Source organism: Botrimarina sp., assembly GCF_040219535.1.
Lineage (GTDB): Bacteria > Planctomycetota > Planctomycetia > Pirellulales > Lacipirellulaceae > Botrimarina.
On record NZ_JAVJSH010000006.1, the window covers coordinates 45,914 to 60,915 of the forward strand.

The 15,002-nt window shown below is 70.6% G+C and carries 10 protein-coding genes; 8 read left to right on the forward strand and 2 right to left on the reverse strand.

Features of this window, described 5'->3' with window-relative positions:
- Positions 1–175: 175 nt before the first annotated feature.
- From kdsB to RIC11_RS02135, 4 genes are all read left to right on the forward strand, one after another.
- A complete protein-coding gene (kdsB, locus tag RIC11_RS02120) occupies positions 176–943 on the forward strand; it encodes a 3-deoxy-manno-octulosonate cytidylyltransferase (protein ID WP_350208178.1) in 768 nt (255 codons plus the stop codon).
- 201 nt (positions 944–1,144) lie between these two features.
- On the forward strand, positions 1,145–3,292 hold the full coding sequence (locus RIC11_RS02125) for a peptidase domain-containing ABC transporter (protein ID WP_350208179.1): 2,148 nt from the start codon (positions 1,145–1,147) through the stop codon (positions 3,290–3,292).
- Positions 3,289–4,737: an HlyD family secretion protein gene (locus tag RIC11_RS02130; protein ID WP_350208180.1), complete on the forward strand. Its 1,449-nt coding sequence runs from the start codon at positions 3,289–3,291 to the stop codon at positions 4,735–4,737. The genes RIC11_RS02125 and RIC11_RS02130 overlap by 4 nt, the downstream gene beginning before the upstream one ends.
- A gap of 396 nt (positions 4,738–5,133) precedes the next feature.
- Positions 5,134–6,804, forward strand: a complete 1,671-nt coding sequence (locus RIC11_RS02135) for a TolC family protein (protein ID WP_350208181.1) — start codon at positions 5,134–5,136, stop codon at positions 6,802–6,804.
- Positions 6,805–6,934: 130 nt separating this feature from the next.
- Here the strand turns inward: RIC11_RS02135 and RIC11_RS02140 are convergent, their stop codons facing one another.
- On the reverse strand, positions 6,935–8,086 hold the full coding sequence (locus RIC11_RS02140) for a sulfotransferase family protein (RefSeq protein ID WP_350208182.1): 1,152 nt from the start codon (positions 8,084–8,086) through the stop codon (positions 6,935–6,937).
- Between the two features lie 95 nt (positions 8,087–8,181).
- Positions 8,182–9,759, reverse strand: a complete 1,578-nt coding sequence (locus tag RIC11_RS02145; protein ID WP_350208183.1) for a hypothetical protein — start codon at positions 9,757–9,759, stop codon at positions 8,182–8,184.
- Positions 9,760–9,993: 234 nt separating this feature from the next.
- Between RIC11_RS02145 and RIC11_RS02150 the strand changes: the two genes are divergently transcribed.
- From RIC11_RS02150 to RIC11_RS02165, 4 genes are all read left to right on the forward strand, one after another.
- Entirely contained in the window at positions 9,994–10,512 is a 519-nt protein-coding gene (locus RIC11_RS02150; protein ID WP_350208184.1) for an RNA polymerase sigma factor, read from the forward strand.
- Positions 10,513–10,596: 84 nt separating this feature from the next.
- Positions 10,597–10,854: a hypothetical protein gene (locus tag RIC11_RS02155; RefSeq protein ID WP_350208185.1), complete on the forward strand. Its 258-nt coding sequence runs from the start codon at positions 10,597–10,599 to the stop codon at positions 10,852–10,854.
- Between the two features lie 134 nt (positions 10,855–10,988).
- Positions 10,989–13,931 carry a hypothetical protein gene (locus RIC11_RS02160; RefSeq protein ID WP_350208186.1) on the forward strand — a complete coding sequence of 981 codons (2,943 nt, stop codon included), beginning with the start codon at positions 10,989–10,991 and terminating at the stop codon, positions 13,929–13,931.
- Positions 13,928–14,989, forward strand: coding sequence for a tetratricopeptide repeat protein (locus tag RIC11_RS02165; RefSeq protein ID WP_350208187.1), 1,062 nt, complete (start codon positions 13,928–13,930; stop codon positions 14,987–14,989). The genes RIC11_RS02160 and RIC11_RS02165 overlap by 4 nt, the downstream gene beginning before the upstream one ends.
- The last annotated feature ends 13 nt before the right edge of the window (positions 14,990–15,002 follow it).

Here is a 15,002-nt window from a genome sequence, read left to right on the forward strand (position 1 = left end):
AGGGAGTTTAAGGGGAATCCAACGCCGCAAGGAAGGCGAACGCCGACGCCGAAACGAGACGGAAAAAATCGGCCTGTCGGTCCCTGTCGGTCAGACGCTACAAGTTCCGCTGCGCGTTCCCGAAAACGGGCCACGCGTCGCGGCCCCCCGAGCCCTGCCCGACGAAGCCTACGCCATGCCAGCCCCCCGCACCTGTGTCGTCATCCCCGCCCGCCTGAACTCGACTCGGCTGCCGGGCAAGATGTTGCTGCGGGAAACAGGCCGAACCCTGATCGAGCACACGCACGCGGCGGCCCTCGGGGCGCGGTTGCCCAGCGCCGTGGTGGTGGCGACCGATCACGAGGATATCGCCGCCGAGGTGCGCCGCTTCGGCGGCACGGCGGTGATGACCCGCGAAGACCACCGCAGCGGCGCCGACCGCGTCGCCGAGGTGGCCCGCCGCACGCCCGGCTTCGACCTGTTCGTCAATCTGCAGGGCGACGAGCCGGAGATCGACCCGGCCGCGATCGACACCGTGATCGAGCAGCTGGCCACAGACCACAGCGCCGAGGTCGCGACGCTCGCCGCTCCGCTGCGCGACCCGGAGCGGCTTCGCGACCCCGCCAACGTGAAGGTCGTGTTCGATCACAGCGGCCGCGCCCTCTACTTCAGCCGCAGCCCGATCCCGTTCGTCCGCGACGCGTTGTCCGCGTCGGGGCCGGACGAGCCGGCCCTGTTCCACCACCACGTGGGGCTGTACGCGTACCGGCGCGAATTCCTGCTGAGGCTGTCCGGGCTGCCGCAATCGCCGCTGGAGCGGGCCGAAAACCTGGAGCAGCTCCGCTTCTTGCAGGCGGGGGCGACCATCCGCGTCGGCGTGATCCCGCAAGCCGCGGCGGGCATCGACACCGCGACCGACTACGCGGCCTTTGTCCGCCGATCGAGCCGCCGCACCGCTGCCTGAGCCCCCGTGCCCGCTCTGACCGCCTGGCCGGCCGATACCGCGTTGGATGAGGCGCCAGCGGACTTTTAGCCCCAGAAGGCCGTTTGCGGTCCCGAGTTGCGATTGGTTTTCCGCGATCCGGGCCCTATGGTGCTGCGTAAGCACGGATTGAACGTTTTCGCAGTCCGACGGGCCGATTTCCCCTCCGACACCGACCCGCCGATGTCGACCGCCGTATCCCGTGAGGCCACGCTTGGCCTCCCCGCCGCCCTGGTACGCGTCGCTCGTGAGGGCGGGGTCGAGCTAGAGCGTGTGCGGGCCGAACAGCTCCTGCGCGACGCCCAATCCGCGTGGCCCGGCAAGGAGCGCCAGCGGTGGGACAAGTGGCTAAGAGAGGCGGCCGCTTCGGCGTCGCTTCGGTGCCGGATTGCCGATCTCACCCCCCGCGACGCCCTCCGAGCGGCCGCCGACGGGGCGATGCTCGCCGGTGCGGTCAACGGCGCCGACGAGGTCGTGCTGCTGCTGGGCGACGACCGCGGCCGTTCCTATCTCGCTACGGGGGAAATTGACACCAAACAGCGGGTCTCCTACCCCGAGCTGAAGGAGCTTTTCGACGACGCCGACCCGGCTCAACCGATCCGCTGGGTCATCATCGATCACCCCCAACTCTGCGACGCCGACGAGGCGCGCCACCTGTCGCACAGCCCGGTCCGCCGCTACGGCCGCCTGCTGCGCGCCGAGTGGTCCGACATCTGGATCGTGATCGTCTTCGCGTTCTTCGCCGGGTCGCTGTCGCTCGCCACGCCGATCGCCGTCGAGGCGCTCGTCACGACCGTCGCCTTCGGCAGCCTCCTGCAGCCGGTCGTCGTCCTGGCCGCGCTGCTGTTCGGCTTCCTCGCGTTCGCGGCGGTCATGCGGGCGCTGCAGGTGTACGTCGTCGAGATCATCCAGCGGCGGATGTTCGCCCGCGTTTCCGCCGACTTGGCTTACCGGCTCCCGCGGGTCGACCACCAATCGATCACCGACGCGTTCGGCCCGGAGCTGGTGAACCGCTTCCTCGACGTGGCGACGCTGCAGAAGGTCTCCGCCACCCTGCTGACCGACGGCATCAGCGTCGTCCTCGCGGCGCTTGTCGGCATGACGGTGTTGGGTTTTTACCACCCGTGGCTTCTCGGTTTCGACGTGCTTTTGCTGCTCACCGTCGTAGCCGGCCTGTTTGTCCTCGGCAGGGGGGCGATCCCGACGGGCATCGTCGAATCGAAGTACAAGTACCGCCTAACCGCCTGGCTGGAAGACGTCATGCGGTGCCCGTCGGGCTTCAAGACCCACGGCGGCGCCGACTTCGCCAACGACCGCGCCAACGAGATCGCGACCGGCTACCTCAATTACCGCCGCCAACACTTCGGCGTGCTGTTCGGGCAGATCCTGTTCATCCTGGCGCTGCAAGCGATTGCCGGCACGGTCTTGCTCGGGGTGGGCGGCTGGCTGGTGATCGACAACCGCCTGACCCTCGGGCAGCTGGTCGCGGCGGAGCTGATCGTCGCGATGATCCTGGCCTCCTTAGCGAAGCTCGGCAAACACCTGGAGGGCTTCTACGACGTCGTCGCGGCCGTCGACAAGCTCGGCATCCTCTTCGACTTGCCCATCGAGCGGCTCGACGGCGTGCTCGCGCTCCCCGACGGGGAGGGGCTCAACATCCGGCTGACAAGAGTCAGTCACCCGTACGGTGGCCGCACGCTCGCGAAGGGGTTGTCGCTGGCGGTCGCGTCGGGCGAGAAGGTGGCGGTGCTCGGCCCGCCGGGCTCGGGCAAGACGACGCTCATGCAGATGCTCTTCGGCGGCCGCACGCCGGCGTCGGGGCACGTGGAGATCGAGAAGAACGACCCCCGCGACCTCCGCCCTGACGTGCTCCGAGAGCACGTCGCGCTGGCGGGCGAGCCGGAGCTGTTCGAAGGCACGATCGCCGAGAACATCGAGGTCGGCCGCCCCGGCATCAGCGCGACCGACATCCGCAGCGCGGTCGACGCGGTGGGCCTGCTGGATGTGGTCCTCTCGCTGCCGGACGGGCTCGACACGAAGATCAACGCGTCCGGGCGCCCGCTCAGTCTTAGCCAACGCCGCCTGCTGACCCTCGCGCGTGCCCTGGCGGGGCAGCCGCGCCTATTATTGATCGACGGGATGCTCGACACGCTCCCCGACGAGCCACGCAACGGGTTGATCGAGCTGATCACCAGCAGCGACCAACCGTGGACCGTCGTCGTTGCGACCGGCCACCGCGCGGTCGCGGAGCGCTTCGACCGCATCCTGAAACTAGAAGCCGACGACCCGCCGCCGGCGGTCGTCCCCATCGCCAGCGGAGAGACGGCATGACCACCCTGCCCCCCCGCAGCCCCAGCTTCGACCGCGCAGCCGACCTCGAGCAGCTCGAGCAGCAGTTCCCCTCGCTGCACCTGACGCGCTCCTCCCGCTCCGCGCGCCGCTTGGGCCGCCTGCTGCTGTGGGTGCTGCTGTTCGCGTCGCTGGCGGCCCTCTTCGCCCCCTGGCAGCAGTCCATACGCGGCGAGGGGAACGTCATCGCCTTCGACCCCTACGAGCGGCCCCAGCCCGTGCAGGCCTTGATCAAGGGCCTGATCGCCGAACGCGGCGACGGGGTTTTTGAGAACGCCTACGTCGAAAAGGGGCAGCTCTTGTTCCGGATCCAAGACCAGGACCCGAATTATCTAGAGCGACTCCGGCTGCAAGTCGAGAACGCCCGAAAGGACCTGGAACTCGCCGAGAGCAACCTCGAGCAAGCCCGTCGGGGTCTGGATTTTGCTAAGCAAATCGTCGAGGTCCGGCAGGAAGAGATCGACCTGTCGATGACGGCTCAGAAAGAAGCCATGGCCGCACAGGACGAGTATGTGAAGCAGGCAGAGAAAAAGCTGGCTGCCGAGCGGCACAAACTCGAGGCCGCCGAGGCGAAGAAGGCGCTGGAGGAACGCGATTACAAACGGCAGTCCGAACTCTTCGAAGACGGACTCGCCTCGGAGCTGAAGCTGCAGCAGACCGAACAAAAGTACAAGGAAGCGGACGCTTACGTGGATGTCGCGAACCGCGAGGTCGAAACCGCGGTGGCCGGTGTCGAAGCCAAGAAACGCGAGCGCGAGTCCAAACGCAGCGAGTGGGACGCAAAGATCCGCAGCCTCACGGGATACCTCGAGAAAGAACGCGGTGATATCGCAAAGGCGCAGGCCGAGATCGCCAAGGCCAGTCAGGAGATCAACCAGAAACAGAGCAAGTTACTCGATACCGAACGCAAGTTCTCCGCTCAACAGACGCAAGAGGTCAAAGCGCCGGTCGCCGGCTACATCCAGCAGCTCGACGTGTTCGACGGCGTGTCGGTCAAGCCGGGCGACCAGCTCTGTATGATCGTGCCGACGACCGACGACTGGGCCGTGGAGGTCTGGGTCGATGGAAACGACCAGCCATTGATCTCGCCGGGCCGCCACGCGCGGCTGCAGTTCGAGGGCTGGCCCGCGGTGCAGTTCAGCGGCTGGCCCTCGGTGGCGGTCGGCACGTTCGGCGGCGAGGTCGCGCTGGTGAACCCGACCAGCAACGGGCAGGGCAAGTTCCGCGTGCTGATCCGGCCCGACGAACAGAGCGACTGGCCCGACCACCCCTACCTCCGCCAAGGAGTCCGCGCAAACGCTTGGGTGCTCCTCGAAACCGTCCCACTCGGCTACGAGATCTGGCGGCGCATGAACGGCTTCCCGCCGGCGCTGCAGTCGATCGGCAACGACCCTGACAAGATTAAAACCCCCAAGCTCAAGCTCTAGCAGCCTGTTGAAGAACGCCTGTCTGGCGTTCTTCAATCTCGCCAAGCTCGGAGCAAGCTCCTCGCGGCACGCAAAACGTCGGCTCTCGGCCCACGTTCCGGCGCCGCCTTCCTGGGGGGCGACGCTGCCCGCTGATAAATCTGCAGTCTGATAGGCACACGCCGCGGTCGCCGCTTGTGTCTCGGCGCTGGCGACCGCGTGGGCGCCGCGCTCTAGATCGCTAGCTAGCTCGTGGCTTTCGCGATCATTAGGCCGATCAAGTTGCATCGGTCATAAGGGTTCTGCCGATTGTACCGATGGCGATGCGTCCGCTTCTCGCCGCCGCTGGCGGAGCGGGACCATTCACCTCGGAGAGTCGGGATCGTGCAGCGGGGAGGGATAGCCGCCGTCGGAGTGATGCTGCTGTGCGCCTCGGCCGGGTGCCGGACGGCGGGCGAAGGCCGCGCGAGCAGCGCGTTTCGCGCGGCGCCGCCGGCGACCGACCCGGTCTTACAGCGGGTCAGCTACGACGAATCGCCGTCGTCGCCGGACGATGCCCCAGCCGACGGCCAAAGCCCGGACCAGACAGAGCTCGTCAACCCGGCCGAGCCCTTGCCACCGCGCGAGGGCGAAACCGCCGGCGCCCCCGAAGCCATCCCGCCCGGAACGGCGGTCCCCGAGCTGCAGGACGTCGCCCGCTCGGTCCGCCAGCACTTCCCGCTCATCCAAGAGGCCCTCGCCGGCCGCACGATTGCCTCGGGCCAAGTGCTCGAAGCGGCCGGCGCGTTCGACCACAAGCTCGACCTGATCGGCGAGGCCCAGCCGCTCGACTTCTACGAGAACTACTGGGGCAAGCTCGGCGTGAAGCGCGACACCTACTGGGGCGGATCGACCTTCGCCGGCTACAAGGTCGGCCGCGGCACGTTCGAGCCCTGGTACCAAGAGCGTTCCACGAATGACGGCGGCGAGTTCAGCCTCGGCTTCACCGCGCCGATCGTCGGCGACATCTTCATCGACGAGAACCGCAGCGCGCTCTGGCAAGCCGAGGTCGAGCGGACACGCATCGAAGCGATCATCCGCCAGCAGGTGATCTTCTCGGTGCGTGACGGCGCGGTCGCCTACTGGGAGTGGGTCGCCGCCGGGGCAAACCTGCGGATCGCCGAGGAGGTGCTCGAACTCGGCCTCAACCGCATCCGCTTCTTCGAGCGGCAAGCCGAGCTCGGCCAAGCGCGCGAGATCGACCTCGTCGACAACCAGCGGATCATCGTCTCTCGCCGCGCCAAGGCGATCGACGCCCGGAGGAAGGTCGAGCAAGCCGCCGCGAAGCTCGCGCTGTACCTCCGCACGCCCGACGGGCGCCCGCTGCCGCCCGCCGGCGACGCGCGCGAGTTGACCTTCCCCGAGATCGAGCCGCTCGACCCCGCGTTCACCGAGGGCGACATCGCCCTGGCGGTCTCCAACCGCCCCGAGCTGGCCGACCTGTTGGCGCAGCAGCGGCAGCTCGGCATCGCGCTCGACGAGGCGCGGAACGACTACCTGCCCGACATGGACGCCGGCATGTTCGTCGCGCAAGACGTCGGCATGCCGACGAGCTCCAAGCGTGACAAGTCCGAGTTCGAACTCGAGGCCACGCTCACGATGTCGGTGCCGCTGGAGCGACGCAAAGCGCTCGGCAAGATCCGGCAGGTCCGCGGCAAGCTGGCGCAGGTCAACGCCAAGGCCCGCTTCACACAAGACAAGGTCGCCGCCGAAGTCGGCGTGGCCCGGGCCGCGCTGATCGCCGCGTCGCAACGCGTCCAACAGACGAGCCAGGGTCTCGAGCTGGCCCGCCGGATGCTCCAGGCCGAGCGCACGCTGTTCGAGAAGGGCGACGAGGGCAGCACGCTCTTCAGCTTAAACATCCGCGAGCAACAGCTCGCCGAGGCCGCCGCCGAGCGTGTCGCCGCCCAGTTGGACTACGAGGTCGCCCTAGCCGACTACGCGGTCGCCCTGGGCCTCGACGCCGGGCGATTGGCCGAAGTCGACAACGTGCTAGAAGCCGACGCCGACGCCGAAGAAGTCCCGGCCCCCCAACCCGAAGCCGAGTGACGCCGACCCCGGGTCGATCGCCGGCGGCCTCTTGAGCCGCCCTAGCGCCGGGCGATCAAAGGGCCGAAGGCCGCCCCCCGAATCAAACGCGACCCACGCCGAAGCCGGTAGCCACCGGGCCGACGCGGCGTTAAGCGTAGCCCCACTGCTCCGCGTAGCTCCCCCAACGCTCGAGCACACGCTCGCGCACCTCGGCCGGCAGCTCGTAGCGGTTGGTCTTGTAGTCGCGCTCCTCCGCCAGGTAAGCGTCCACGCCCGGCTCGGCCGGAGCGAAGTCGCCCAGCGAGAGCTCTTCGTAAACGCCCCGCAGCGCGCCCTTCGGGTCGGCCACGAGGTCCTCGTACCTCAGCTCCGCCAGCCGTCCCGGGGGAATCAGCCGGCGGTCGCGCCCGTAGGCCGTGTACATCCTCTCGAGGTTGCAGAAGACCTCTTCTTCGATCCAGTCGTACTGCGGCTGGCCCTTCTGGAGCGATTGCACATCGCAGAGCGACTTCCATAGCCGGACCGTCGAGGGGAACAGCGACAGCGGGTCGCGGCTGATATGCACGAAACGCGCGTCGGGGAACGCCTCGAGCAGCGTGCGTAGCCGCGCGGTGTGCGGCGGCGACTTCAGCACGACCCGCCCGGGGCGCTTCAAGCTCAGCGCGCCGACGAAGCGGCGGAGCGCCTCCATCCAGCGGCGGCGCTCCTCGGCGGGCACGCCATCGAGGGTCAGCCACTCCGCGTCGACCGGGCCGTGCTTCGGGAAGCACCACGAGCGGTACGGCGTGCGTAGCCCGAGGCTGCACAGCGCGAACTCGTCCTCTTGCGGCCGGTCCCAGCCGGTCGCCACGTTGTCCATCGGCCTCTTCTTCGGCAACAGCCAGCCGATCAGCGGCGTGAGCCACGCCTCGGTCACCAAGAAATGATGCGGCGCGAAGCACTCGTAGGTCGTCGGGTACACGTGGCGCGGGTCGCGGATCAGCAGCTCGTGCAGCAGCGTGGTCCCGCTGCGCCAGTGCCCGAGCACGAACAGCGGCGGTTGGTCCGGCCGGGCCCCGGCCAGCTTGCGCCCGTACAGCAGGTGCTGCACCCCTTTGCCGACCACGTGGAAACAGCCGATCCCGGTGATCGTGATCGTGGTCAACGCGCCGCGGGGCGACACCCGCACGCCGTTGTCCAGCGCCATCGGCCAGAAGTCCCACGGCAGCATGCCGTGCCAGAACCGGGGCGTGATCCAGCCGTAGTGGTGCAGCGGGTCGGAGCCGTAGCCTTGCTTGTTGGGCTGCGAGCTGTCGGGCATTCGGGGCGGGGAGCTGGCGGTTTTCGGCGGCGAGGAAGCCACGAGTGTAGACGCCCGCCCGACGCCGCGCCTGCGCGAGCCTCCGCCGCACGGGATTACGGCGCGTCGTTCGGCGGCGCCCCCCGGGCGAGTTCGGCCAACCGGGCCGGGTCGACCGAGCGGCTGTCGCGGAAGCGGTCGAGAGTCGACGCCTGGTACCGCCGGTCCGACCGGCTCTGTCGCCACAGCCAAAACACAACGGCCAACAGAACCGCCGCCGCGGCGAGCCCCACGCCCCAGCCCGGCCGGCCGGCGGCACGGGGCGGCTCGAGCAAGATCGGCGCGCGGCCTATCAGCAGCGGCGCGAATTGCCGGGCGTCGGCGCCGCCTCCGTCGCCCGGTTTGCGGACGGCGTACGCCCACCGCTTGAAAAAGAAGCCGGCCAGCCGGGCCGGTTGCTCCACCCGCTCGCCCAGCGGCATGCCAGGCGGCAGTTCGCGGAAACAGAACACCAGCGGCAGGTTCTGCGAGTCGTCGGTGAAGGCCTCCAGCTCGTAATAGTGGCTCACCCCCGCCGCGGCCGCGGCCGCGCTGGCCGACGCGTCGACACGCACCACCCGCCGCACGAGGGCGTCGACGCTGACCAGCTCGCCGCGTTGCGCGTCGGACCCGAGGAACAGCGGCACGACCGAGTAACGGCCGTCCTCTTCCGCCGAGCGGATCGCCCTAGCGACCTGCGCGGCTTGCAATTCGTCCGGCCGAACCGAGGCGTGACGGTCGGCGTAGTCGCCCAGGCCGGCGTTCGCCAGGCGCGCCAGCTGCGCGGCCGGGGTCGCCCCGACGGCCCCGAGGATCGAATAGAACAGCTCGGCTTCCGCAGCGAGCAACGGCCGCTTGGCGGCGAGCGTGTCGAACCGGTCGACCGGCACTCCCAGTTCCGCCAGCAACGCCCGGCCCAGCGACCCCTGTTGCGGCGGGTCGAACTCGACTTCCGCCGCCGGCTCCACGGCGGCCGGCCCGCCGTCGGGGGCGGCCGCCGGCGCCGGATTGGTCGCCAACCGCCGCGCGACGATAACCGGCGTGCTCCCCACCCCCTCGGCCCACCGGTAAGACAGCTTCTTGAAGAACAGGCCGGTCGCTTCTGCCTTGTAGGGCGGCTCCGCTGGCGGCGGCGGCTCGATCGTGTAGACCGTAATCGGCCAAACATCGCCGCCGGCGGGCGCGAGCGTGGTCCGCCACAGGGTGTCGAAGCCGTCGTCGTTCTGGGCCGGCTCGACCTCTTCGACCCGCAGGACCTCGCCGGCCACGGCTACCGCGCGGCCACGGTAAGCGTCCGGCTGCGTGTTGAGCTGCGTGTAGCCCACGGCCGGTCCGCTGGGCGTCGCCGCGTCGCGGACCGCCCGCAACGTGGCGAACCAAGCCGCCTGCTCGTCCGCTCGGAACGGCGCGTTATCTGTCACGGCGTCGAGCTCGTCGCCCGCGACGAGCCTAGCGCCCGGCGCCGCGTCGGTCGGCGGAACTGCGATCGCCCGGGCGATCGCTCGTTGCGTGTCGGGCTGTCGCAGCTCGGCCATTGCCCCCAGGACGAGCAACAATCCGGCCAACAGAGCGGCCAGCCGCAGGCTCGGGCCGCCAGGCGGCGGACCCGGCCGCCGGCTGCGTCGCCGGTCGTTCTTGGGGCGTCGGAAGTCCACGGCGGGAAGCGGCCCCGGCTGCTGGTGTTTTGATCGGTGCGTAAGGCTAGCTAATACTAACGCACGGAACGCTTTGGGTCGCATCGCCGGGGCCGGGCCGACCCCGAGAGAGATCTCGCGCCCGAGCGTGCAATACGCCTCAGCCCACCCAGCGAAGACCCAAGCGGAACCGGGCGGCCGCGTCCCGCGCGTGCGGACGCGGCGAGCGGGCACACACGGTGGCGAGACGAACGGATGGCTCTGGCCAGAGAAGACTTCCAATCCATCGTCGACGAGCACGGCCCGGCCCTGTACCGGCTGGCGTACCGCCTGCTCGGCGACGCGCACGACGCCGAAGAGATCGTCCAGGAGACCCTGCACAGCGCGTGGAGCAGCCGCGACCGGTTCGACTCCAGCCGCAGCCGCCGCGCGTGGCTCGCTTCGATTCTGCGCCGCCGCGCGGCCGACCGCTGGCGCCGCTTTGGCCGCACCGCGCCGACCGTGCATGGCGAGAGCGTGCTGGAGTGCCCCGTCGAAGACGCCGACCCTCTGGAACGCGACTACACCGACCAGATGCAAGCCGCCCTCGCCCGGATCCCGAGCGAGATGCGCGAGGCGATGCTGCTGGTGATCGTCGGCGAGCTGACCCACCAAGAGGCCGCCGACACGTTGGGCGCCCCGCTCGGGACGGTGCTCTCGCGCGTGAGCCGCGGACGCCGCCGCCTACGCGAAGAACTGCTGGCCTGCCAGCGCCACGACCCGGCCACGCCGTGATCAACGGGCCGCCAGCCGGCACGACAAACCTGTTCCCCGGTCGCAGGAAGCGACCGGTCCTGTTCCGCTTGCTGAACGCCGACTATGCCTTTCGACCCGTACTTCGCCCGCGGTCCGTCCGACAGCGGCCTGCTCGACGACGCCGCGGCGCCCCCGGGGGAGCCCGTCTCCCCATGCCAGCCCAGAGCCGGAAGCGACAGCCTCCCCTCGCGCGAGCTGTACACCCCGCCGCCGCCGTCGGCGGTCGACGCCGCGTCGCCCGAAGAGTCGCTGGGCGACGTCCCGCTGCCGGCCGGCTACCTGTCGCGGCTCCGCCGCCTGGTAGACGGCTTGGGGCGCTAGCGCGCGACCCGCGGCGGCCACGTGCGCGGCCTGTGACGGCTTTGCCGCCGGCGCCCCGCTGGTGGACTCCCCGCGCCGGCAGCGGCGCCGACAGAACGGTGGCCGACTCGGGCGCGGTCGCTCACAATAGGGGCGTGCCGGACCACTCGCTCGCAGCCGCTATCCGCCGAACCTTCGCCCCGCTCGCCCTCGTCGGCGTGGCCGTGTGCTGCGCGTCGGCTCAAGACTCCGTTCCCGAGCGATTCGTCGATGCGCTGGACGACGCGGGCCACCCCGACTTGGTCGCGGCCTACCTAGAGCGCGCGGCCGATGACCCGCTGGTCTCCGATGACTTCAAGGCGGCGATTCCTTGGCGGCTGGCCGCCGCGCGCCTCGGCGCCGCGTCGCAGCGCCGCGACCCGCAGCGCCGCCGCGACGAACTCGAGCAGATCGTCGGAGCGCTAGGGCCCTACGCACAAAGCAGCGAGGGCGCCGCTAGCGCTCTGCTCGACGCCGAGGAACGACTGGCGGTCACGCTCGCCGACCTGGCCCACCGCGAAGCGATCGAGGCCAACCGAGAAGAGAGCGGCTCGCCCGCCGAAAGAAACCGCCGCACGACGGCCCGCCGCCGATTGGAAGAGGCCCGCGCCGCGCTGCAAGGCGTCGAGAGCCAGATCGTCGCCGTCCGCGAACGCCTCAAGGGCGCGCGGCCCGGCAGCCCGGAGCACCGACGTCGGCGCGACCTCGGCGCGCGGCTCGGCGTGGTCCGGCTGCTGGCCGGGCGCATGCTCTACGAGCAAGCCGAGACCTACCCGGCAAACACACAAGAGCGTCAGCAGGTCGCCAAGCAAGCCGCCGAAGAGCTTTACGAGCTCTACAACAAGTACTCGAAGCTGGGCGTCGGGCTCTACGCCCACCTGTACGAGGGCCGCGCGTACCGCCTCCTCGGCGACGCACAGCTCGCCACGGCTGCGCTGGAAGACCTGACAGCCCAGCCGGCCGAAACGCCCGAGCTGCGAAAGATCGTCAGCCTCGCGCAGGCCGAGCTCGCCGCCCTCGCGCTGGATCAGGGCGCGCCGCAACGCGCGCTCGACAAGCCGGCCGATTGGCTCGAGAGCCTCCCGCGGGGCGAAACCGAATCGATGGAGGCCGCGACGCTCAAGTACCGCCTCGGGTTGGCGGCCCTCGCAACGGCCGAGTCCGCCGGCGAGACCGACGCGCGGCGCCTCCGCCGTGACGCCCGCGATTGGCTCGGCGAATCGGCCCGCGTCGCTTCCGAGGTGCAGGCCGACGCGCGGCGGCGGTGGACCGAGGTGACCGCGACGCTCGGCCTGGCGAGCGAGCCGCCCGAGTCGTTCGACGACGCGTTCGCCGCTGCTAAGGAAGCGATCGCCGCGATGGCAGCCGCCGACGCCGCGCTGGCCGACGCGCGCCAGCCGCAGCGTGAAGAGCTCCGCACGCAGCGCCGCGACAGCCGCGCGGCCGCCTACACCGCGTTGCGCGCCGCCGGCCAGCTTGTCGGCGCGGGCGACGACGCCGAGTCGGTCGCCGAAGCCCGCTACCTGCTCGCTTACCTCGACTGGGACTCGGGTGAGCAGGCGGCCGCGGCCGAGCGAGCCGAGGACGTCGCACGCAGCCAGTCGGCGACCGACGCCGGCCCGAAGGCGGCGCGCCTGGCCATGGCGGCCCTGGAGCAGCTCGCCCGCGGCGGCGACTCCGCGGCCAGCGGCCGTCTGATCGAGCTCGCTCAGTTCACGGCCGACCGGTGGCCCGGCAGCCCGGCTGCGGAGGCCGCGGCCACCGTCCGCTTGAGCGAAGCGCTCCGCGCCGGCGACTTCGCCGCGGCCAACGCGGCGCTCGCGGCGGCGCCGGCCGACCGCCGCGTTGGCCTGGCCCTGCGGGTGGCTCTCGCCCGCTACGAATCGGCTGCCGACAACGACGCCCCCGCACGACAGCAGCTGCGATCCGCCCTTGAAGAAGCGGCCGACGCAGGCGCCGAGGCTACGCTGATGGCCTCGGCCGCGCTGCGGCTCGCTACCGCGTTGCTCGAGCAAGGCGACGCGGCTTCCGCCCTGTCGCTCCTGACCGACAGCGCATATGGGCCGGCAAAGCTGTCCCTCGAGGGTCGGCCCCCGGGAAACGATCCGCCGTTTGCCCTCGCCGCTCTGGGCGCCGCGGCGCGTGCTCGGGTGCTGACAGGCGGCGGGGCGGCGGAGGAGCTCGACGCGATCCGCGAGCTCCTCGCAACCGCGCCGGCCGAATCCACCGGCGGCGACGCCGCGTGGCTCCGCCTAGCCGCCGCGCTCGCCGGCGACCTCGACCGCGCCCCGCAGCGCTGGCGCTCCGGTGTGGCGACGGCGCTTTCGGTCGCACTCGAGGAGCTAAACGACTATCAGGCCGAATCGGACTGGAATACCCGTCTGTGGATCGCGCAAACCTGGCTTGCGGTCAGCGAGTCGCTCCCGGCTGAAGCCGCCGAGCGCGCCGCTTCGGCTGCTTGCGACACGCTCGCCGGCTTGATCGACAAGGCCCAGTCGCAGACCGGCTACGCCCCCTCTCCCACCTCGGTGCTCGCGGCGCGGCTGCGGCTAGCCGAGTGCCAACGCCGCGGTGGCGACCACGCGGCCGCGCTGGAGACAGCCGCCGCGATGCTGGCCGGCGGGCGGGTGCTGCTGGAGGCCCAGCAAGCCGCCGCGCTCGCCTTGCAAGAGTGGGGCGTCGCGGAGCGCGACCCGACGAAGCTCGAGCAAGCGATCGCCGGCGCCCGCCCGGGGGACGACGGCAAGAACGTCATCTGGGGTTGGAGCAAGCTAGCCGCGATCGCCAGCCGCTACGCGGCGAGCGACCCGGCCCGCCGCGAGCTCTATTTCGAAGCGTGGCGGCACGTCGCCGAGAGCCGCTACCAGTCGGCGCTGCTCGCCGACGGCTCGCTGCGCGACGAGCAACTCGACAAAGCCGCCGCGACCATTCTCGCTCTCCACCGGCAAAGCCCCGACCTGGGCGGCCAGGCCAGCCGATCGCGGTTCGAAGCGCTGCTCAAACAGATCCAACAAGCCGCGGGCGACCCGCCCATCGGCCTACCAGCGAACTCCGGATGAATCCCTCGCCGATCCCAACCCGTCGAAAGATCGCTCGCCTGGCCGTCGCCTTCGCGGCGGCCTACGCGCCTGTCGCCGCGCTCGGCGCGGATCGCATCCGGCTCGAAGGCGGGGAATCGATCTCCGGGCGGATCGTCGACGAGTCGGCCCAAGCCGTGTCGATCGAGGACATCGACGGCCGCGTCCGCAAGGCGCCCGTCGAGCGGATCCGATCGGTGCTCTTCGACGGCGAGCCGGCGAGCCTCGCGCAGGCCCGGCTCAACGCCGAGGCGGGCGGCTACGAGACAGCGCTCGAGAAGCTAGCCGACATCGATGTGTCGACCATCAGCGACGAGCGGATCCGTGACGAGATCGCCTTCCTCAAAGCCTACTCAGCAGCCCGGCTAGCAGAGGCAGGGCAGGGGGCCGAGGCCGAGGCCGTGAAGCCGCTGCTCGAGTTCGTTCGCGACAACCCCGCGTCGTGGCGAACGGCCGACGCCCTCACCGCCTTGGGCGACCTGCTCGCTTCGGCGGGGCGGTACGATCAGGCCGTGCAGGCGTACGGCCGCTTGGCCCGCGACGGCTCGAGCGAGATCAAGCGCCGCGCGGCGGTGCTCGCCGCCGAGGCGCTGGCCGGCAAGGGGGACCACGATCGGGCGATCGAACTGTTCGACCGTGTCGCCCAGTCCGACGACGCCGCCGACCCGCTCGCCCGCCGCGCCCTGGCCGGCAAGGCGCAGGCTTTGGCGGCCGCGGGCGAACCCGAGGCCGCCCTCGAGCTAGGCCGCCGATTAGTGCGAAACGCCCAGCCGGCCGACGCGGCCGCCCGCGCCGCCGGTTACAACACGCTCGGGCGGGTCTACGAAGCGACCGACCGAACGACCGACGCGGTGCTCGCTTACTTGCACACCGACCTGCTGTTCGCCGACGACCCGGATACCCACGCCGAAGCGCTAGCGCGACTGGCCGAGCTGTTCGGCAAGATCGGCAAGCCCGACGCGGCCGACGACGCCCGGGAGCGGCTGCGGAGGGGCTACGCATCGACCAGGTGGGCGCGGCGAGCCGTGAGACCGAACTAGACTTTGGGCCGCC